The following is a 20308-nucleotide window of genomic DNA, read 5'->3' as shown; positions in this document are numbered from 1 at the left end:
CCCCAAATCCGAAGAAGGCAGAGACGATGTACGAAGAGCGGATGGCGCGGCTGCGCGAGCGCATGGCTGAGACGGGAACCGACCTGGTGGTCGTTGGTCCCTCCTCGCACCTTGTCTGGCTCGCAGGCATGTCGCCGCATGGCGACGAACGCCCGGTGCTTTTGATCGTGTCGCAGACGCATGCCGGCTTCCTGATGCCGGCGCTGAATGCCGACAGCCAGCGCCCCTTCACCAAATTGCCCTTCTATCCCTGGGCCGATGCCGATGGTCCGCAGGCGGCCCTGGTGCAGCTTCTCGCCGATTGCGGCGTTGGGGGCGCCACCGTCTCGGTTGCCCTCGACGAGACCATGCGCGCCGATTTTGCGCTGCTTGCGCTCGATGCCCTGCCCGGTGCTGCGCGCAGCTTCCTGAACGACACGGTGAGCTTCCTGCGCGGCAAGAAGGACGAGGCCGAATATGCGCTGCTCAAGATGAACGCAGTGCTCAATGACGGTGCCATGAAGGCAGGCTTCGCCGCGCTCAGGGAAGGCGTGACCGAACTCGAAGTCGGCAAGGCCATCCGTGACTTCTACGCAGCCAATGGTGCGACCGGAGAATTCGTCAGCGTCTGCTTCGGCGAGAACGGCGCCTTCCCGCACCATCACACCGGCGACCGCAAGCTCAAGGCGAACGAGGCCGTGCTGATCGATATCGGCGGCCGCAAGGACGGTTATCCCTCCGACATGACCCGCGTCGGCGTGTTCGGCGACAAGCCGGAAGGTTTTGACGAGGTGCACGGCGTGCTTGAGCGTGCCGTACAGGCAGCAATCGCCGCCGCAAAGCCCGGCGTTGCCGCCAAGGAGGTCGACAAGGCCGCCCGCGACGTCATCACCGCCGCCGGCTACGGCCCGAACTTCCTGCACCGCACCGGCCACGGCCTGGGCATCGACATTCACGAGCAGCCCTATATCACCGGCACGTCGGAAACGATCCTGCAGGAGGGCAACGTGTTCTCGATCGAGCCCGGCATCTATCTGCAGGGCCGCTTCGGACTGCGCCTGGAAGAGATCGTCATCCTGCGCGGCAACCGCGCCGAGGTGCTGTCGGACCTGCCGCGCGAGGCATTCCTGGTCAAGGCCTGAGCGCTTGCCAATACAGCCGAACTCGCAAAGGGCCGCCGCAGCGGCCCTTTTTTGTTGAACCCGGCCCCCCCATCAACGCCCCATTGTCGACCTGCCGCGTTCCGGTGCAATCTTGCGCCTTGGGACGTTGGAGTTGCGCTGGAGGGGCGATGCGTTCTGTGCTGGTGGCGGTGATCGCCCTGATCTCGATCGATGCAAAGGCTGCGGAACAGAGCTTCCCGGCCGACGGCGGCCTTGTCTACTTCAACATGCCCTCTGGCAATGTCGGCTGCCAGTACACGCCGGCCGGCGGCTCGGACGTCTACAAGCCAGAGGACGGCGGGCCGGAACTCGGCTGCGACCGCATCGAGCCGACCTATCTCAGGTTCATCCTCGGGAATTCTGGAAAAGCCAAGCGTTATCAGAATGTTGGCGACAGCGGATGCTGCGACGGCTCGCACACGCTCGACTATGGCAACAGCTGGAGGAAGGGCCCCTTCAACTGCACGTCGGACAGATCCGGGCTGCGCTGCAGCCGCAATGACGGCCATGGCTTCTTCATCAGCCGGTCGAAAACCCAGGTCTACTGAAGCGCGAGACCACCCGCTGCGCGCCTGGCTTCAGGCAAAAGAAAAGCCGGGCAAGCCCGGCTTTTCGATCAGTATCTTGGCTGGAAAGCGATCAGTTGACCGCGTCCTTGAGGCCCTTGCCGGCCGAGAACTTCGGCACGGTGCGAGCCGGGATCTTCACTTCTGCGCCGGTCTGCGGGTTGCGGCCGGTCGACTCCGCGCGTTTTGACACGGTGAAATTTCCGAAACCGACAAGCCGGACATCGCCGCCATTCTTCAGTTCGCCGGTGATGACGGAGAACACCGCATCAACTGCGGACTGCGCATCGCCCTTGGAAAGCTTGGAAGCTTCGGCGACGGCGGACACTAGTTCGTTCTTGTTCATTCAAATTCCCTTCCATGAGAAAACCGGGACATTAGACTCAGCCGGTAGGACACGGACTTTAGGAAAAACTTCGAGCACAACCAAGTCGAAAAGGGGCAAAAAGCCCGGAATTCCGGGGTTTTTTCACATGAAAAAGCCGGGCGCGAGCCCGGCTTTTTGTTTTGACGGCGACTTTAGATACAACTAATGAGCGAAGCCCTTGCCGGCATCCTCGCCGGCATCCGACTTGGCCGCGGGAACATCGACCGGTTCGGTCCACTCGATCGGCTCCGGCATCCTGACGAGTGCGTGACGCAACACTTCGCCAACCCGCGAAACCGGGATGATCTCCATGCCGCTCTTCACGTTTTCCGGAATCTCCGCCAGATCCTTGGCATTGTCTTCCGGGATCAGCACCTTCTTGATGCCGCCGCGCAGGGCTGCAAGCAGCTTCTCCTTCAGCCCGCCGATCGGCAGGATGCGGCCGCGCAGCGTAATCTCGCCGGTCATCGCGACGTCAGCCCTGACAGGAATGCCGGTCAGGATCGAAATGATCGCGGTGGCCATGGCGGCACCTGCGGACGGACCGTCCTTAGGCGTGGCGCCCTCGGGCAGGTGCACGTGGATGTCGCGCTTGTCGAACAGCGGCGGCTCGACGCCGAAGTCGAGGGCACGGCTACGGACATAGGATGCCGCAGCCGAGATCGACTCCTTCATGACGTCGCGCAGATTGCCGGTGACCGTCATCTTGCCCTTGCCGGGCATCATCACGCCTTCGATCGTCAGCAGTTCGCCGCCGACCTCGGTCCAGGCAAGCCCGGTGACCACGCCGACCTGATCCTCGCCTTCGACCTGGCCGAAGCGATAGCGCTGCACGCCGAGATAATCGTCCAGATTGGCAGCGGTGACCTTCACCGACTTCTTCTTGGTCTTGATGATCTCGGTGACGGCCTTGCGCCCGAGCTTCATCAGCTCGCGCTCGAGGCTGCGCACGCCGGCTTCACGGGTGTAGAGCTGGATCACGGCACGGATCGCATCTTCCGAGACCGAGAACTCCTTGGGCTGGAGCGCGTGGTCGCGGACAACCTTCGGCATCAGGTGCCGCTTGGCGATCTCGACCTTCTCGTCCTCGGTGTAACCGGCGATACGGATGATCTCCATGCGGTCCATCAAGGGCGCAGGGATGTTCAGCGTGTTCGCCGTCGTCACGAACATCACGCTCGACAGGTCGTATTCGACCTCGAGGTAATGGTCCATGAACGTTGCGTTCTGTTCCGGATCGAGCACCTCGAGCAGCGCCGACGACGGATCGCCGCGGAAGTCCTGGCCCATCTTGTCGATCTCGTCGAGCAGGAAGAGCGGGTTGGACTTCTTCGCCTTCTTCATCGACTGGATGACCTTGCCGGGCATCGAGCCGATATAGGTGCGGCGGTGGCCGCGGATCTCGGCCTCGTCACGCACGCCGCCGAGTGCCATGCGCACGAACTCACGGCCGGTCGCCTTGGCGATCGACTTGCCGAGCGAGGTCTTGCCGACGCCGGGAGGACCGACGAGGCACAGGATCGGCCCCTTCAGCTTCTTCTGGCGGCTCTGCACGGCGAGATACTCGACGATGCGGTCCTTGACCTTGTCGAGGCCGTAGTGGTCGGTGTCGAGCACCTCCTGGGCAAAGTGCAGGTCCTGCTTGACCTTGGAGTTCTTGCCCCACGGGATCGACAGGATCCAGTCGAGATAGTTGCGCACGACGGTGGCCTCAGCCGACATCGGCGACATCGACCGCAGCTTCTTGAGCTCGGCATCCGCCTTTTCGCGGGCCTCCTTCGTCAGCTTGGTCTTCTTGATGCGCGCCTCGATCTCGGCGGCCTCGTCGCGGCCGTCCTCGCCCTCGCCGAGCTCCTTCTGGATCGCCTTCATCTGCTCGTTGAGATAGTACTCGCGCTGGGTCTTCTCCATCTGCCGCTTGACGCGGCTGCGGATGCGCTTTTCCACCTGCAGGACGGAGATTTCGGCTTCCATGAAGCCCATCGCCTTCTCGAGCCGCTCCTTGACGGACAGCGTGCCGAGCATCTCCTGCTTCTCGGTGATCTTGATCGCAAGGTGCGACGCCACCGTGTCGGCGAGCTTGGAATAGTCCTCGATCTGGCTGGCGGCGCCAACCACTTCGGGCGAAATCTTCTTGTTCAGCTTGACGTAGTTTTCGAAGTCGGAAACCACCGAACGCGCCAGCGCCTCGACCTCGACCTCTTCCTCCTCGGGCTCGCTCAGGATGAGCGCGTGGGCCTCGTGAAAGTCGGACTTGTCGGTGAAGGACTGAATCTTGGCGCGCGTCGTGCCTTCGACCAGCACCTTGACGGTGCCGTCCGGCAGCTTGAGCAGCTGCAGCACATTGGCGAGCGTGCCGATGTCATAGATCGCATCGGGCTCGGGATCGTCGTCGGCGGCATTCATCTGGGTCGCAAGCAGGATCTGCTTTTCCTGACCCATCACCTCTTCCAGGGCCTTGATCGACTTTTCACGGCCCACGAACAGCGGGACGATCATGTGCGGGAACACGACGATGTCGCGCAACGGCAGGACTGCGAAGGTACCTTCGCTGGAAGAGCGGGATATTTTGGCCATTGTCCAACCTTTCATTTCGCAGCCGCGCGAGCGCCAACCGCGAATCTCATATTAACGACCATGGACGGTTCCGCCTACCGCCGATTACCGCGCGGCATTACAGCACGAAAACCTACCCATCGCCTCTTCTCCGTTAGTTGGAGCTTCGCCGGGTAAACATCAAGGCCAATCCCCAACAGGTATGGCACACGTTTCCCTGAAGTCCCAAAATGAAGCCCCAGAATGCGGAACGGCGCCGCTGGGGCGCCGTTCGCTGGAGCGGTAGTTCGTATCGCCGCATCATGCGGCAGGCAATTCGCCAAGCCTTGGGTCGCCAAGCCTTGGGTCGCCAAGCCTCAGGCGCTGACGCTGCCCTTCTTTTCCTTCTGTTCGGAGTAGATGTAGAGCGGCCTCGCGCTGCCGGTCACCACCTCTTCCGATATCACGACTTCCTGGACGCCTTCCAGCGCCGGAAGCTCGAACATGGTGTCGAGCAGGATCGCTTCCATGATCGAACGCAGGCCGCGGGCGCCCGTCTTGCGCTCGATGGCGCGCTTGGCGATCGCCGAGAGTGCGTTCTCGTGGAACGTCAGGTCGACATTTTCCATCTCGAACAGGCGCTGGTACTGCTTGACCAGGGCGTTCTTCGGCTCGGTCAGGATCTGGATCAGCGCCGGCTCGTCGAGGTCCTCGAGCGTCGCCAGCACGGGCAGACGGCCGACGAATTCGGGGATCAGGCCGAACTTCAGCAGATCCTCTGGTTCAACCTGGCGGAACAGGTCGCCGGTGCGGCGGTCCTCAGGCGAAGCGACATTGGCGCCGAAGCCGATCGATGTCTTGCGGCCGCGATCCGAGATGATGCGGTCGAGGCCGGCGAAGGCGCCGCCGCAGATGAACAGGATGTTGGCGGTGTCGACCTGCAGGAACTCCTGCTGCGGGTGCTTGCGGCCACCCTGGGGCGGCACGGAAGCGACTGTGCCTTCCATGATCTTCAGCAGTGCCTGCTGGACGCCCTCGCCCGAGACGTCGCGGGTGATCGAGGGATTGTCCGACTTGCGGCTGATCTTGTCGATTTCGTCGATGTAGACGATGCCGCGCTGGGCGCGCTCGACATTGTAGTCGGCCGACTGCAGCAGCTTGAGAATGATGTTCTCGACGTCCTCACCGACATAACCGGCTTCGGTCAGCGTCGTCGCATCCGCCATGGTGAACGGCACGTCGATGATGCGGGCGAGCGTTTGGGCCAACAGCGTCTTGCCGCAGCCGGTCGGGCCGATCAGCAGGATGTTGGACTTCGCCAATTCGACGTCGTTGCTCTTCGAAGCGTGCGCGAGACGCTTGTAGTGATTGTGGACGGCCACCGACAGCACGCGCTTGGCGTGGGGCTGGCCAATGACGTAGTCGTCAAGAACCTTGAGGATTTCCTGCGGTGTCGGCACGCCCTCGCGCGACTTCACCATCGAGGTCTTGTTCTCCTCGCGGATGATGTCCATGCACAGTTCGACGCATTCGTCGCAGATGAAGACGGTCGGGCCGGCGATGAGTTTGCGTACCTCATGCTGGCTCTTGCCGCAGAACGAGCAATAGAGCGTGTTCTTGGAGTCGCCGCCGCCGTTGCTGACCTTGCTCATCTTGTCCAAGTCCTTTCACTGCCGCCCGGCCGAAGGTCTGGCTCCGGGGCGCATATGCAATCTAACGACGGACGCCGCCACCGCCATTCCCTGGCCGCCGCAACGATTTCCGTACACTCACATTCCAGAAGTCGCTGCAACGAGTCGCGGCACCCTTGAACAACGCTAAGCCGTCGAAGCTCAACGCCACCTTAACGTAGGCCGACGCTTCCATCGAGGGAACAGCAAAATGTGTCCGAAATGCCGCAGGGCACCTCAAAAATGCGAGATGTGGCCCTGCAGGCAGGTCGCAGCGTCCAATCACGAAGCCGTGGCACCCTCAGCGACGTCGCGGCTTTCGATGACCTTGTCGATCAAACCGAAGTCACGCGCCTCGTCGGCAGTCATGAAATGGTCGCGGTCGAGCGTCCGTTCAATGGTGTCATAGTCCTTGCCGGTGTGCTTGACGTAGACCTCGTTGAGGCGACGCTTGAGCTTGATGATGTCCTGGGCGTGGCGCTCGATGTCCGAAGCCTGGCCGGAGAAACCGCCGGAGGGCTGGTGCACCATGATGCGGGCGTTCGGGGTTGCGAAGCGCATGTCCTTGTGGCCGGCGCAGAGCAGCAGCGAGCCCATCGAGGCGGCCTGGCCGATGCACAGCGTCGATACTGCCGGCTTGATGAACTGCATGGTGTCGTAGATCGCCATGCCCGAGGTCACCACGCCGCCCGGCGAGTTGATGTAGAGGTTGATCTCTTTCTTCGGGTTCTCGGCCTCGAGGAACAGCAACTGCGCGCAGACAAGCGTCGCCATGCCGTCCTCGACCGGACCGGTGATGAAGATGATGCGCTCCTTGAGCAGGCGCGAGAAGATATCGTAGGCGCGCTCGCCGCGATTGGTCTGCTCGACCACCATCGGAACGAGGTTCATGTATGTTTCGACGGGGTTCTTCATCGACTGTCCCTTTATCGTGAGGGGATTCCGGCGCCGGACGGGCAGAATCGGTTCAGAGGCTTTGCCCTGTAAATAGGATGCCGCCTCACCATTGCGCAAGGCCGGTGAACACCCGTGATTTCAGCTATTGCTAACTTTCGCTGCGACAGCTGGCTCAATGCTCGGCACTGGAACTTTCCATGCCTGCTGCGGTAGTGGCTCCTCTCAAATGACGCTCGGCTGTCGGTTGAGCGGATATCCGGCCTTGATGACGATCTCGATGGCCTGTTTTGCGGACACCAGCTATCGGAGCGATCGTGAGGGAAGCCAACGACCAGGAAACGATCCGGTTCTACTCCAACGAGGCAGAAACCTACACGGCAAGGGGCCAGCCGGCGAGCAGGCACCGCCTCCACGACTTCATGGCCCGCCTGCCCGCCGGCGGCCGCGTGCTGGAACTCGGATGCGGCGCGGGACAAGACAGCGAGGCCATGCTTGCCGAGGGCTTCGACGTAACGCCGTCAGATGGTACGGAGGCAATCGCGGCGGCGGCCGCGAGACGCCTTGGCCGAACCGTCAAGGTCCTTCTGTTTGACGACATCGACGAAATCAACGCCTATGACGGCGTGTGGGCCAATGCCTGCCTTCTGCATGTGCCGCGCGAACATCTACCGGCAATCATTTCCCGTGTTCAGCGGGCACTGGTCCGCGGAGGGGTGTTTTACGCAAGCTTCAAGGCGGGCGAGGCCGAGGGGCGTGACCGCTTCGGAAGGTACTATAACTACCCTTCCCCGGAATGGCTGGCAGGCGCATATGGCGACCGCGGCTGGAACGGGCAAATCGAAATCACCAGCCGCAGAGGCAGCGGCTACGACCGCCAGCCAACCGACTGGCTTCATGTATTCGCCACCAAAGCCTGAGTGGCTGGGGTGCGCCCGAGGATCTAAAGCAATGAAAAACGACGCCAGGCACTGGTCCAAGGTGGAACTGCTGCACGAGACCGTCACCAATCCGAACATCCATGTTCGCGGCACGCACAGCTACTACAGCGATGCCTGGTCGGGATCGTTCGAGGACAGCGTGGTGCGGTATCTCTATGGCGACGCCTACAGCCTCAAGGCATGGCAGCCGGCCTGGCCGATCGACCAGTTCCACATCGGCGACTATGTCTGCATCGGCGCAGAAGCGGTGATCCTGCTGGGCGGCAACCACACGCACCGCACCGACTGGTTCAGTCTCTATCCGTTCCCGGAGTTCATTCTGGATGCCTATGCCGGCAAGGGCGACACGATCATCGGCGATGGCGCCTGGATCGGCATGCGCGCCATGATCATGCCGGGCGTGACCGTCGGTGAAGGCGCCATCATCGCCTCGGGCGCGATCGTGACCAAGGACGTGGCGCCCTACACGATCGTTGCCGGAAATCCGGCCGTGCCGATCAAGACGCGTTTTGCGCAGGCCGTTGTCGACAGATTGCTGGCGCTCAAGGTCTACGAATGGCCCGCGGAGAAGTTCGAGGCGCTGAAGCCGCTGCTATGCGCCAACGAGATCGACGCGCTGGCATCGGCGTCGGAAAAATTCGATGCGGGGCGAAGCTGACGCTCAGAGCCGGATCACGTACTCCTTGCGAGTCGTTTCAAGCACTTCCCAGCTTCCTTTGAAGCCGGGCCTGAGGACGAAGCTGTCGCCGGCCCGCACCGTGCGGGCCTCGCCGCCCTCCTCCGAGATGACGGAGACACCCGATAGGATGTGGCAGAACTCCCATTCGTCATATTCGATGCGCCATTTGCCCGGCGTCGACTGCCAGATGCCGGCATAGAGCCCGCCATCGGCCTCCTCGGCATTCCAGGTGGTGAATTTCGGGTCTCCCGAAATCAGACGGCCGCTTGCCGGCGCGCCTGCTTCCGGCTCGATGCCATTGACGTCGATGGTCAGAAACAGCGGCAAGATCGCACTCCCAAACAGCAAAGGGCCCCGGCAAAAAGCAAAAGACCCCGGCAGCACACGCTGCCGGGGCCAAGTCTTGCACGGCCGGTCAGGCCTTGGCCAGCGCCTGCTCGAGGTCGGCGATGATGTCGCTGACATCCTCGATGCCGACCGAGAGGCGGACGACGTCGGGTCCGGCGCCTGCGGCGATCTTCTGCTCGTCGGAGAGCTGGCGATGGGTTGTCGAGGCGGGATGGATGACCAGCGACTTGGTGTCGCCGATATTGGCGAGGTGCGAGAACAGCTCCAGGCCCTCGACGAACTTGACGCCCGCTTCGTAGCCGCCCTTGAGGCCGAAGGTGAAGACCGCGCCGGCGCCATTGGGCGAATACTTCTTCATCAACGCATGGTTCTTGTCGCTCTTGAGGCCGGGATAGGCCACCCATTCGACCTTGGGGTGGTCGGACAGCCAGCCGGCGACGGTCAGCGCATTGTCGCAATGGCGCTGCATGCGCAGCGGCAGGGTCTCGAGGCCGGTGAGGATCAGGAACGAGTTGAACGGCGAAATGGCGGGGCCGAGGTCGCGCAGGCCGAGCACGCGGGCGGCAATGGCGAAGGCGAAGTTGCCAAAGGTCTCGTGCAGCACGACGCCGCCATATTCGGGCCGCGGTTCCGACAGCATCGGATACTTGCCCGACTTCGACCAGTCGAAGGTGCCGCCGTCGACGATGACGCCGCCGATCGAGTTGCCATGGCCGCCGATGAACTTGGTCAGCGAATGGACGACGATGTCGGCGCCATGCTCGATCGGGCGGATGAGGTAGGGGCTTGCCAGCGTGTTGTCGACGATCAGCGGCAGGCCGTGCTTGCGGGCGATGTCGGCGATCTTCTCGATGTCGACGAAGGTGCCGCCGGGATTGGCCAGGCTCTCGATGAAGATCGCCTTGGTCTTGCCGTCGATCTGCTTGTCGAAGCTCGAGATGTCGTTGGTGTCGGCCCAGCGCGCTTCCCAGCCGAAATTCTTGAAGGCATGGCCGAACTGGTTGATCGAGCCGCCATAGAGGCGGGTCGCGGCGACGAAATTGTCGCCCGGGCGCATCAGGTTGTGGAACACCAAAAGCTGGGCGGCGTGACCGGAGGCGGTGGCAAGCGCCGCCGTGCCGCCTTCAAGCGCTGCGATGCGCTCCTCGAGCACGGCCTGGGTCGGGTTCATGATGCGGGTGTAGATGTTGCCGAAGGCCTTGAGCCCGAACAGCGAGGCTGCGTGGTCGGCATCGTCGAAGACATAGGACGTCGTCTGGTAGATCGGCGTGGCGCGTGCGCCGGTTGCCGGATCGGGCTTGGCGCCGGCGTGGACGGCAAGCGTGTTGAAACCAGGTGCGCGCTGGGACATCTTTTTCCTCCAAAGAATAGGTTCGTCAAATCAGCTGGCATCTTTGGCCAAGGCCGCGGCGGAAAGCAAAGACGAAAATTTCACATCTGCCGCGGCAGGCAGAGATTATTTGCGCGGCATTGCAAAAACCCGGACGAATGCCGGACTATTTTGCGCGGATGCCGAAACTCTGGAAACCCTCGCGCATGACAGGGCGCTTCGAGGAGAGCACGCCGGAATTGACGCCGTTCCAGCCGATTTCGCCGGCAAGCCGCGCATATTCGATCTTGGGGCAGCGGTTCATGACGACCTTGATGCCCGCGGCCTCAGCGCGCGCGGCGGCCTCGTCATGGCGAACGGTCAACTGCGTCCAGATCACCTTGGGCAGCGGATCGAGCTTGAGCACCTCGTCGACGATGCCTGGCACGGCAGGCGACGCCCTGAAAACATCGACCATGTCGATCGGCGCGGGGATGTCGGCAAGGCTGGCATATGTCATGCGGCCAAGGATGTCCTTGCCGGCATGTCCGGGATTGACCGGAAAGACCTCGTAGCCCTTGTCGATCAGATATTTGGTGACGAAGTAGCTCGGCCTGACGTCATTGGCCGACGCGCCGACGACGGCGATCGTCTTCACCGCATTCAGAATTCCGGCGATGTAGGCGTTGTCGTAGCTGTCGTGGTTCATCTGTCGTTGTTCATGGCCGCCTCGTTCGACGGCACTGGATACCGGCTTTCGAAAGCGAGCGCAAACGTCACGGCAGCGAGATCGAGCCATCCTCGGCGATCGGGAAATCGGGATTGTGGGCCACTTCCCACAAATGGCCTTCGGTATCGGCGAAATAGCCGTACCAGCCGCCCCAGAAGGCGCGCTGCGCCGGCTTGACGATGCGGCCGCCTGCCCTTTCGGCCGTCGCCAGGATCTCGTCGACCTCCGCCTCGGAGCGCGTGTTGTAGGCAATCGACACACCGGAGAAACCGCCCTTGCCGCCGGGAACGCCGGCGTCGGCAGCCAACTGGTCGCGGCTCCAGAGACCGAGCACGATGCCCCCCATCTGGAAGAAGGCGACACCCTCGGTGATCGACTGGTTCCGCCTGAGCCCCATTGCTTCATAGAAGCGCACGGCGCGGCCGAGATCGTCCACTCCAAGTGTCACAAGCGAAAGGCGTTGTTCCAAACCTATTCTCCTGTCCAGTCGGCCTGGCGCTTGTCGATGAATGCGCCAATCCCCTCCTCGGCATCCTTTGCCAGCATGTTGTCGACCATCACCTTCGCCGCATGGTCATAGGCTTCGGCAAGGCTCATCTCGGCCTGGGCGTAGAACGCCTCCTTGCCGATCTTCAGCGTCAAAGGCGATTTCGAAACAATGGTTTGCGTATATTTGCCAACAATGTGATTCAGGTATTCACGCGGCACGACACGGTTGACCAGCCCGAAGTCGCGCGCTGTCGTGGCGTCGATGGTCTCACCGGTCAAAAGCATCTCCATCGCCTGCTTGCGCGAGACGTTGCGCGAGAGCGCGACCATCGGCGTCGAGCAGAACAGGCCGATATTGACGCCGGGCGTGCAGAAGGTCGACTGCTCGGAGGCAATGGCGAGATCGCAACTGGCGACGAGCTGCAGGCCGGCCGCGGTGGCGAGGCCGTCGACCTCGGCGATGACAGGCTTGGGGTGGCGCACGATCGACTGCATCAGCGCCGAGCAGCGCGACATTGTGAGCTCGAAGAAGGCGCGGCCGCGATCGGCATCGCTTCGGTGCGCCGTCAGTTCCTTGAGGTCATGGCCGGCTGAAAACACGCCGCCCTGGGCGGCGATGACGATCACCCGGATCGCCTTGTCGTCCATGGCGCCATCCAGCTGGGCCTGAAGTGCTGCCATGGTCGCGACCGAGAGCACGTTAGCCGGCGGATTGGAGAGCACCAGACGCAGCACGCCCTTATCCAGACTGGCCCAAACCGGACCTTCCGGTGTGCTACGTTTGATGGCGACGATTTCTGCCATGGTGTCCCCTGAGCGAGTTCAGTGCGGCGAAAGACGAATCGCCAAAGTCGAGCCTCAGCCATATACGTTTGCACACAAACTTGGTTCCCAACCATGTGAACGTGGCGAACTCGACGGTTCATCCGGCAAGCCTAGAAATGGGGCCGGGGCGCATGGTGGGAAAGTCGATGGAAAGAGCTATATGCCCGAGCAGCACGGACTGACGCCGACGATGACGGCGAACGAGGTCAACGATCTCCTCAAGCAGGTCTACCCTCAGCTCAACGAACAGTACGACTTTTACCGGGTGACGGAGGTTTTCCCGGGTGGATGCACCGTGCGCCTCAACGCCGACGAACGCCATCTCCGGCCCGGCGGCACCGTCTCGGGCCCGTCGCTGTTCACGCTTGCCGACATCGGCGGCTATGTCTGCGTGCTGAGCCACGCCGGACCAGACGCCTTGTCGGTGACGACGAATCTCAACATCAGCTTCATGCGCAAGGCCGAAGCCGGCCCGATCGACGGCCACTGCCGAATTCTGAAGCTCGGCAAGAGCCTGATGGTGTTCGACATCGACATCGTCGCCGGCCCGGACCGGCAGACGGTGGCGCACGCAACCGGCACCTATTCGATCCCGCCGAAGCGCCAAACGACGCGGTAAAATATTACCACACTCATAACATATTGTTTTTGCTTCATATTACAAGACGACTGCCTTTTTTGGCTCGCTTGACGGGCCATCAGCCCTCGCCTATAAGCCCATCCAAAGCAGCGGTCCGCAAAGGCCGCCGTTTTGTTATTGGCGGCAGGCCCTGGCCGAACGCCAATGAAAGCAACAAGAAACGCCTTCTCTTGAAGGTCCGAACCGAAAGCATAAGACCATGACAACCTTTTCGCAGAAGCCTGCGGACGTGGTGAAGAAGTGGGTGCTGATCGACGCCGAAGGTCTCGTCGTCGGCCGTCTCGCCACCATCGTCGCCAACATCCTCCGCGGCAAGAACAAGCCGACCTTCACCCCGCACGTCGACGACGGTGACAATGTCATCATCATCAACGCCGACAAGGTCGCGTTCACCGGCAAGAAGTTCACCGACAAGGTGTACTACTGGCACACCGGCCACCCCGGCGGCATCAAGGAGCGCACCGCGCGCCAGCTGCTCGAAGGCCGTTTCCCTGAGCGCGTGCTCGAGAAGGCCGTTGAGCGCATGATCCCGCGTGGCCCGCTCGGTCGTCGCCAGATGAAGAATCTCCGCGTCTATGCAGGCGCCGACCATCCGCATGTCGCCCAGCAGCCTGTGACGCTCGACGTCGGCGCGCTGAACGCCAAGAACAAGAAGGCCTCGTAATCATGGCTGATCTCAGCTCGCTCGCAGAACTCGGCACCGTCGCTGCAGCCGCACAGCCGGCAGCTCCGGTCCACGTCCAGAAGCTCGACAAGAGCGGCCGCGCCTATGCCACCGGCAAGCGCAAGAACGCCATTGCTCGCGTCTGGATCAAGCCGGGCACCGGCAAGATCATCGTCAACGGCAAGGAATTCGCGACCTATTTCGCCCGTCCGGTGCTGCAGATGATCCTGAACCAGCCGATCGTCGCGGCTGCTCGCGTCGGCCAGTACGACGTCATCGCCACCGTCGTCGGCGGCGGTCTGTCGGGCCAGGCCGGTGCTGTTCGTCACGGCGTCTCCAAGGCGCTGACCTACTACGAGCCGACGCTGCGCGGCGTGCTCAAGAAGGGCGGCTTCCTGACCCGCGACAGCCGTGTCGTCGAGCGTAAGAAGTACGGCAAGGCCAAGGCCCGCCGTTCGTTCCAGTTCTCGAAGCGCTAAGCGTTTCGCAGTCCGGATTTCGGAAAGGCCGCCTTCGGGCGGCCTTTTTCTTTTCCGCATGCTGTTCCGGCCGGCCTGGCTTATGCTTGGAAGCGCAACTTCAAGCCGCCGGTGGAAATCACCATGGTCCGCATGCTCGCACTGGCAGTCGCCATAGCCTTTGCCGCTGGCCCAGCAGAGGCCGCGTCGAACAAGTTTCTCAAGCGGGCAACCTCGTTCGACAGTTGCTGGATGCGCGCCTATGACAAGGCGATCGAAAAGGGTGCCGACGCGCGAAAGGCCGCCGGCAAGGCCGACAGCCACTGCAAGAAAAAGGGCAAGAGGCTTCTCAAGGAGGGCGGCTCGAAATATTCGCTCAAGGACCGGCGCAAGGCGCTTCGGGGCTCGAGTGCGTATTAGCCCCTTCCCGCGGCATCAGTTGGTCGGCGGCTGGGACGCGCCCGCCTGGCCTGCGACAGAGGCCACGGGTTTTTCCAATTCGGCATAAGGCACACGATAGCCATTGGCGGCCAGCCAGTTGATGGCTGCACGCGGCTCGTCGGTCTGGATCATCGTCGCGCCGCGTTCGGCCCAGAAGCCGAACACTTCGTTGGGAAACCCGGCGGCCACCGCCAGTTCGTCGCCGCGGCCGCCGGCGAGATAGCCACCCGGCTTGTTGACGATGGCATGAGTGTCGACCCAGATGTGCCAGTTGCCGCGAATGGCCGCTGCCTTGACCCTGGCCGAAAACAGCGGCCCGCCAGATACGGTCATGGTTTCGGTGTCGCCGCGCCAGGCAATCATCTCCACGGCATTTGCGGCGAAAGCCTTGCCCGATGCCTCGACGAAAGCGGGGTCGCGCACGGCGTCGTCAGCCATGATCGGCATGAACTGGAAGCCTTGCCCCACCCGCGCCATCACCGCCTTCACGGCGGCGACACGCTCGGCATTCCACAGGTTCGCCTTGACCACCACCTGCTCTTCCATCTCCATGGCGCGCGCCAGCGCAACCATGTCGATGAGGTCGGCGGTGTCGAGCTTGTTGTCGAGATTGACCAGGATCCTGCCCTTGGCGACCGACAGATATTCCCGCAGCGTCGGCACTGTTTCGGCGGTGACAGTGCCGGTGCCCTCGACGACGAGCCGGCATGTCCTGAGCTCGTCCATGGCGCGGGTTACGACCTCGCCCGTGCAGTCGGTGGTACGGTCGAGCCAGCTGTCATGCATGACGATCAGTTCGCCGTCGGCGGAGCGGCGGATGTCGATCTCGACCATTTCGGCGCCGAGAGAGATCGCATCGCGCAGGGCGGCGATGGAGTTTTCGGCAAAGCGCCGCTTGCCGTCCTGCAGGCCGCCTGCCCTGTGCGCCACGACCATCACATGGTCACGCCACTGATTGGCATTTTCGAAGCGCGCGAGGATCTCTTCGGAACGAGAACCGGCATGGCCAGACGTCGCCAGAGCGAGGGTCAGCAAGACCGAGACTGCGCCTGCCAGAACTGTCCGCATGGGAATCGCTCCATGGCTTGATATGCCTGGAGCGACCTAAAAGGCGGCGATGACATGGGCGTGAAAGACAGATGACAGGGCGATGAATGCAGCTGTCACACGCAATTCGCCATGGGGCTGGCATGTTGGTTCAGGCTTCTGTAGTTCTTGCGCCTCGCAATTCTGAACGACCGAATTCCGAAAGACCGAATAAGGAAACTGCCCATGCCCTCTTCGTCGATCGATCACGCCTTTACCGCACGCGGCCCCAAGGGTCGCTCGGGTGATCCGACCTATGCAGGGGCATTGTCCTTCATGCGCCGCAAGTATTCGAAGAATGTCACTGGGGCCGAGGCGGTGGTCTGGGGCATCCCCTTCGACGCCGCCGTCACAAATCGGCCGGGCGCACGCTTCGGCCCGCAGGCCATCCGTCGCGCCTCGGCGATCTTCGATTGCGACCCGCAATACCCGTTCAACCGCGACCTGTTCGACGACCTCGCCGTCATCGACTATGGCGACTGCCTGCTCGACAGCGGCAACCACCAGAAGACCCCTGTTGCAATCGAGCGCGAAGCAGCCAAGATCCTGAGATCGGGCGCCTTCCTTTTGACGCTCGGCGGCGACCATTTCGTCACCTGGCCGGTGCTGAAGGCGCATGCGGCGATCCACGGCCCGATGGCGCTGGTGCAGTTCGATGCCCACCAGGACACCTGGCCTGACGACGGCAAGCGCATCGATCACGGATCGTTCGTGGCGCGCGCCGTCAAGGACGGCATCATCGACCCCGATCGCTCGATCCAGATCGGCATCCGTACGCACGCGCCCGACGATTGCGGCATCAAGATCCTCTACGGCCACGAGGTCGAGGAGATGCGCGCTGCCGACATCGCCTATGCGATCGCCGAACGCACCGGCGGCAAGAAGACCTATGTCACCTTCGACATCGACTGCCTCGACCCGGCCTTTGCGCCCGGAACCGGCACGCCGGTGGCCGGCGGCCCGTCGTCGGCCAAGATCCTGTCGGTGCTGCGCCAGATGACCCAGATCGACATCGTCGGCGCCGACATCGTCGAGGTTGCACCGGCCTATGACCATGCCGATATTACGGCTATCGCCGGCTCGACGGTCGCCATGCATTATCTCGGCCTGTTGGCCGAGAAGAAGGCGCGCGACAAGGCCTGAGGCATTGAATCAACGGCTTGCGGACGAGAGTCCGAATTTGGCCATAACCACCTGAAATAACGAATTTTTCGACGGACGGCAGACAATGAAACCGAAAATCTTCATCGACGGCGAACACGGCACCACGGGCCTCCAGATACGCACGCGCCTCGCCGCCCGCGACGACCTCGCCGTGCTGTCGATCCCGGAAGCCGAACGCCGCAACGTCGACCTCAGGGCCGAGCGCCTGCACGAGGCGGATGTCGCCATCCTGTGCCTGCCCGACGATGCCTCGAAGGAAGCCGTCCGCATTCTCGAAGGCAACAACTCGACCCGCATCATCGATACGTCGACGGCGCATCGCGTCCACCCCGACTGGGCCTATGGCTTTGCCGAGATGGACGCTGCCCAGCGCAAGCGCATCGCCGATGCACGGCTCGTCGCCAACCCGGGCTGCTATCCGACCGGCGCGATCTCGCTGATCCGTCCGCTGGTCGCGGCCGGCACCCTGCCGGCCGACTACCCTGTCAGCGTCAACGCCGTTTCCGGCTACACCGGCGGCGGCAAGCAGATGATCGGCCAGATGGAGGACGCCTCGCGCCCCGACCACATCGCTGCGCCGCACTTCCTCTACGGCCTGCCGCTGATGCACAAACACGTTGCCGAGATGAAGCAGCATGGCCTGCTCGAGCGCCGCCCGATCTTTGCGCCCTCGGTCGGCCGCTTTGCCCAGGGCATGATCGTCCAGGTGCCGCTGCACCTCGCCGACCTCAATGGCTCGGCCTCGATCGCCGACATCCACGCAACGCTTGCCGCGCACTATGCCGGACAGGAAATCGTCGAGGTCGTGCCGCTTGAGGTCAGCGCCAAGCTCGACCGGCTTGACCCGACCGAGCTTGCCGACACCGACGGCATGAAGCTCTATGTCTTCGGCACCGAAGGCCAGGGCCAGGTCAACCTCGTGGCGCTGCTCGACAATCTCGGCAAGGGCGCTTCCGGTGCCGCTGTCCAGAACATGGACCTGATGCTCGGGCTCAAGCACTAGGAATGGATCAGGCTGGCATTTCCGATCGCGGGCCGGAACGGTGGCCAAAGAACTGGAATGTCAGCGATCCCCAGCTGATTGCCGAGACGTTTTCCAGCCGCATCTGGAAGGTGCGGCTGGCCGACGGCAAACCGGCCGTGGTCAAGGCGCTCAAGCCGTTCGACGATGTCGCCGACGAATTGCGCGGCGCACATTATCTCAGCTGGCGCGACGGCGTCGGCGCCGTGCGCCTGCTCGGCTTCGAGGGGCACGACATGCTGCTCGAATATGCCGGCGAGCGATTGCTCGTCGATGAACTGAACGATCACGGCGACCGCCACGCCACCGACATCGCCAACGAGGTGATGGCGCAGCTGTTTTCGCCGTCCGACGTCCCGCCTCCTGCCGATCTGCAGCCGCTGCGGCAGCGCTTCGACAGCCTGTTCAAGAAGGCCGAACTCGATCGCGACGCCGGGCTTGCAAGCCCCTACCGGGACGCATCAGTCATTGCCGAGCGTCTGCTGTCCGATCCGCACGAGCTGCGCGTGCTGCATGGCGACCTGCATCACGACAACATCCTTTTCGGCGAGCGCGGCTGGCTGGTCATCGACCCCAAGGGCATCCTTGGCGATCCGGGTTTCGACGCGGCGAACTTCTTCTACAACCCGCTTGACCGGCACGACGACCTCTGCGTCGATCCTCAGCGCATCGCCTACATGGCCGAGGTCTTCGCCAGGACGCTGGGGCAGCGCCCTGACACGATCCTGGATCACGCCATCGCTTGGGGCTGCCTGTCGTCGTCCTGGCACGCCGAGGACAAGAACGACGAGGACGAGGCGAGCGAACTCGCCGTCGTCGCAGCCGTCAGAGCTGTTCGCGCTAGCTTCTGACCGCGACGTCGTTTTCAAGGGGATATGCCCCCTTGGTCGCGCGCCAATGCGCCGTGGCAAAGATCAGCACGATCAGCGCAAAACCCTGATGCAGCAGCGCCCAGTGCATATGCGCCTGCATCAGCAAGGTGCCGACGCCGATTGCCGCCTGCGCAACGATCAGCAAAGCCAGCACCCAGGCCCGGCGGGAATGGGTCGTGCGCGGCGCCTGTGTCATTGTCGTGAACGCATGCCAGAACGCCACGACCAGCACCGTATAGGCGAACATGCGGTGGACGAACTGCACGGTCTTCGGGCTTTCGAAGAAGTTGCGCCAGACGGGCTCGATGACCAAAAGGTCGCCGGGGATGATGGCGCCGTCCATCAGCGGCCAGGTGTTGTAGGAAAAGCCGGCATGCAGGCCGGCAACCAGGGCGCCGAGATAGATCTGCAACATCACCAGCAGCACCATGATGCCCGCGAAGCGCTGGATGCGCCGGTCCGCCGGCGCCTCCGAATAGGTCGCAAGGCCGCGCGCGATGTAGGCGACAGCGGTGACGATGATGCAGGCGAAGGTGAGATGGATCGCCAGCCGGTACTGGCTGACCGAGACACGCTCCGACAACCCCGAGGCGACCATCCACCAGCCGATGAACCCCTGGAACCCGCCGAGCGCCAGCAGGCCGACGAGGCGCGGTTTCAGCCGCCGCTCGAGGCGGCCCGAGATCCAGAAGAAGGCGAGCGGAATGGCAACGAGGAAGCCGACGCCGCGGGCGAGCAGGCGATGGGCCCATTCCCACCAGAAAATGCCCTTGAACTCGTCAACGGTCATGCCCTTGTTGATCTGCTCATATTGCGGGATCTGCTGATACTTCTCGAACTCCTCCTGCCATTCGGCCTGGTTGAGCGGCGGAATGACGCCGTGGATCGGCTTCCATTCGGTGATGGAGAGACCGGAGCCGGTCATGCGGGTGGCGCCGCCGACCATGACAAGCGCAAACAGCACCAGCAGCACGAGATAAAGCCAGCCGCGAACCAGCGTGCGGTTGTGCAGCTCCCTGTTGCGCTCGGCAAGCGGTGCGGCAGTGTTGGTCATGGCTGACATTACAATCTTTCCCGGCAATCGTTCCCGGCAATCGTTCCCGGCTCATCGAAACCGCGGGACTGGTGGACCATGATGGCCCCGCTGGCAAGTTCGGCCCACGCGACACGCAGTCGCGCCGGCCACCCTACCCGGTTGCACCGGCTGGCCAGAGCGACTATGCGAAGCCTGGACAAAGGATGAAGAAATGCCCGTGCGCGTCAAGAAGCTGATCGGAACCGTGCTGCTGGTGCTGCTGGTCGTCGTCTACGCGCTGATCGCGACCATGGTGGCTGTTGCCCAGCTGTCGCAATCAGGCCCTGTCACCCACCTGCTGTTCTTCTTCCTCAGCGGCCTGCTCTGGATCCTGCCTGCGATGCTGATCATCAAATGGATGGTCAAGCCATCCAAGACCGCCGGTCACTGAA

The 20308-nt window shown here is 62.8% G+C and carries 23 protein-coding genes; 12 read left to right on the top strand and 11 right to left on the bottom strand.

Going from position 1 to position 20308, the window contains the following annotated elements:
* The first annotated feature begins 26 nt into the window (after nt 1-26).
* Entirely contained in the window at nt 27-1121 is a 1095-nt protein-coding gene (locus tag Amn_RS12500; protein WP_263007359.1) for a M24 family metallopeptidase, read from the top strand.
* 149 nt (nt 1122-1270) lie between these two features.
* Nucleotides 1271-1690: a DUF6636 domain-containing protein gene (locus Amn_RS12495; protein ID WP_286297415.1), complete on the top strand. Its 420-nt coding sequence runs from the start codon at nt 1271-1273 to the stop codon at nt 1688-1690.
* A 91-nt stretch (nt 1691-1781) separates the two neighbouring features.
* Here the strand turns inward: Amn_RS12495 and Amn_RS12490 are convergent, their stop codons facing one another.
* The 4 genes from Amn_RS12490 to Amn_RS12475 form a co-directional block, all read right to left on the bottom strand.
* Complete coding sequence (locus Amn_RS12490; RefSeq protein ID WP_018427423.1) at nt 1782-2054, bottom strand: HU family DNA-binding protein; 273 nt, start codon at nt 2052-2054, stop codon at nt 1782-1784.
* 183 nt (nt 2055-2237) lie between these two features.
* A complete protein-coding gene (lon, locus tag Amn_RS12485) occupies nt 2238-4652 on the bottom strand; it encodes an endopeptidase La (protein WP_286297410.1) in 2415 nt (804 codons plus the stop codon).
* A gap of 335 nt (nt 4653-4987) precedes the next feature.
* Nucleotides 4988-6262: an ATP-dependent Clp protease ATP-binding subunit ClpX gene (clpX, locus tag Amn_RS12480; protein WP_067966693.1), complete on the bottom strand. Its 1275-nt coding sequence runs from the start codon at nt 6260-6262 to the stop codon at nt 4988-4990.
* Nucleotides 6263-6562: 300 nt separating this feature from the next.
* On the bottom strand, nt 6563-7195 hold the full coding sequence (locus tag Amn_RS12475; RefSeq protein ID WP_067962859.1) for an ATP-dependent Clp protease proteolytic subunit: 633 nt from the start codon (nt 7193-7195) through the stop codon (nt 6563-6565).
* Nucleotides 7196-7491: 296 nt separating this feature from the next.
* Between Amn_RS12475 and Amn_RS12470 the strand changes: the two genes are divergently transcribed.
* Nucleotides 7492-8094, top strand: a complete 603-nt coding sequence (locus Amn_RS12470; RefSeq protein WP_263007361.1) for a class I SAM-dependent methyltransferase — start codon at nt 7492-7494, stop codon at nt 8092-8094.
* A gap of 31 nt (nt 8095-8125) precedes the next feature.
* The gene (locus Amn_RS12465) at nt 8126-8773 is read left to right on the top strand and encodes a CatB-related O-acetyltransferase (RefSeq protein WP_286297400.1); all 648 of its coding nucleotides are present in this window, start codon (nt 8126-8128) and stop codon (nt 8771-8773) included.
* Between the two features lie 3 nt (nt 8774-8776).
* On the opposite strand, the gene Amn_RS12460 is transcribed toward Amn_RS12465, so the two are convergent.
* The 5 genes from Amn_RS12460 to Amn_RS12440 all read right to left on the bottom strand — a co-directional run bounded on the left by Amn_RS12460 (nt 8777) and on the right by Amn_RS12440 (nt 12474).
* Nucleotides 8777-9121 carry a cupin domain-containing protein gene (locus tag Amn_RS12460; protein ID WP_154385561.1) on the bottom strand — a complete coding sequence of 115 codons (345 nt, stop codon included), beginning with the start codon at nt 9119-9121 and terminating at the stop codon, nt 8777-8779.
* Nucleotides 9122-9209: 88 nt separating this feature from the next.
* The gene (locus Amn_RS12455; protein WP_067962865.1) at nt 9210-10493 is read right to left on the bottom strand and encodes an O-acetylhomoserine aminocarboxypropyltransferase; all 1284 of its coding nucleotides are present in this window, start codon (nt 10491-10493) and stop codon (nt 9210-9212) included.
* Nucleotides 10494-10638: 145 nt separating this feature from the next.
* The gene (locus Amn_RS12450; RefSeq protein WP_067962867.1) at nt 10639-11160 is read right to left on the bottom strand and encodes a CoA-binding protein; all 522 of its coding nucleotides are present in this window, start codon (nt 11158-11160) and stop codon (nt 10639-10641) included.
* A gap of 67 nt (nt 11161-11227) precedes the next feature.
* Complete coding sequence (locus Amn_RS12445) at nt 11228-11650, bottom strand: VOC family protein (RefSeq protein ID WP_067962870.1); 423 nt, start codon at nt 11648-11650, stop codon at nt 11228-11230.
* A gap of 2 nt (nt 11651-11652) precedes the next feature.
* Entirely contained in the window at nt 11653-12474 is an 822-nt protein-coding gene (locus Amn_RS12440; protein WP_182573821.1) for an enoyl-CoA hydratase, read from the bottom strand.
* Nucleotides 12475-12655: 181 nt separating this feature from the next.
* Here Amn_RS12440 and Amn_RS12435 point away from each other — a divergent pair, with 181 nt between their 5' ends.
* From Amn_RS12435 to Amn_RS12420, 4 genes are all read left to right on the top strand, one after another.
* On the top strand, nt 12656-13114 hold the full coding sequence (locus tag Amn_RS12435) for a PaaI family thioesterase (protein ID WP_067962876.1): 459 nt from the start codon (nt 12656-12658) through the stop codon (nt 13112-13114).
* 220 nt (nt 13115-13334) lie between these two features.
* Nucleotides 13335-13799: a 50S ribosomal protein L13 gene (gene rplM, locus Amn_RS12430; protein WP_067962880.1), complete on the top strand. Its 465-nt coding sequence runs from the start codon at nt 13335-13337 to the stop codon at nt 13797-13799.
* 2 nt (nt 13800-13801) lie between these two features.
* Complete coding sequence (rpsI, locus tag Amn_RS12425; protein ID WP_067962883.1) at nt 13802-14278, top strand: 30S ribosomal protein S9; 477 nt, start codon at nt 13802-13804, stop codon at nt 14276-14278.
* A 123-nt stretch (nt 14279-14401) separates the two neighbouring features.
* A complete protein-coding gene (locus Amn_RS12420; protein WP_067962885.1) occupies nt 14402-14677 on the top strand; it encodes a hypothetical protein in 276 nt (91 codons plus the stop codon).
* 15 nt (nt 14678-14692) lie between these two features.
* On the opposite strand, the gene Amn_RS12415 is transcribed toward Amn_RS12420, so the two are convergent.
* A complete protein-coding gene (locus Amn_RS12415; RefSeq protein ID WP_067962889.1) occupies nt 14693-15766 on the bottom strand; it encodes a glycerophosphodiester phosphodiesterase family protein in 1074 nt (357 codons plus the stop codon).
* Nucleotides 15767-15970: 204 nt separating this feature from the next.
* Between Amn_RS12415 and speB the strand changes: the two genes are divergently transcribed.
* From speB to Amn_RS12400, 3 genes are all read left to right on the top strand, one after another.
* Nucleotides 15971-16927, top strand: coding sequence for an agmatinase (gene speB, locus Amn_RS12410; RefSeq protein ID WP_154385563.1), 957 nt, complete (start codon nt 15971-15973; stop codon nt 16925-16927).
* A gap of 85 nt (nt 16928-17012) precedes the next feature.
* On the top strand, nt 17013-17951 hold the full coding sequence (argC, locus tag Amn_RS12405; protein WP_067962895.1) for an N-acetyl-gamma-glutamyl-phosphate reductase: 939 nt from the start codon (nt 17013-17015) through the stop codon (nt 17949-17951).
* Between the two features lie 2 nt (nt 17952-17953).
* Nucleotides 17954-18820 carry an aminoglycoside phosphotransferase family protein gene (locus Amn_RS12400; protein ID WP_154385564.1) on the top strand — a complete coding sequence of 289 codons (867 nt, stop codon included), beginning with the start codon at nt 17954-17956 and terminating at the stop codon, nt 18818-18820.
* Here the strand turns inward: Amn_RS12400 and Amn_RS12395 are convergent.
* Nucleotides 18810-19904: a COX15/CtaA family protein gene (locus Amn_RS12395; RefSeq protein ID WP_286297382.1), complete on the bottom strand. Its 1095-nt coding sequence runs from the start codon at nt 19902-19904 to the stop codon at nt 18810-18812. The genes Amn_RS12400 and Amn_RS12395 overlap by 11 nt on opposite strands.
* A 184-nt stretch (nt 19905-20088) precedes the next feature.
* Here Amn_RS12395 and Amn_RS12390 point away from each other — a divergent pair, with 184 nt between their 5' ends.
* The gene (locus Amn_RS12390; RefSeq protein WP_067962901.1) at nt 20089-20307 is read left to right on the top strand and encodes a DUF2842 domain-containing protein; all 219 of its coding nucleotides are present in this window, start codon (nt 20089-20091) and stop codon (nt 20305-20307) included.
* Nucleotide 20308: the final 1 nt, after the last annotated feature.

The organism is Aminobacter sp. Y103A (genome assembly GCF_030294925.1).
In the GTDB taxonomy this organism is placed as follows: Bacteria; Pseudomonadota; Alphaproteobacteria; order Rhizobiales; family Rhizobiaceae; genus Aminobacter; species Aminobacter ciceronei.
Note: the sequence above shows the minus strand (reverse complement) of the source record. Positions and strands in the feature narration are given on the sequence as shown.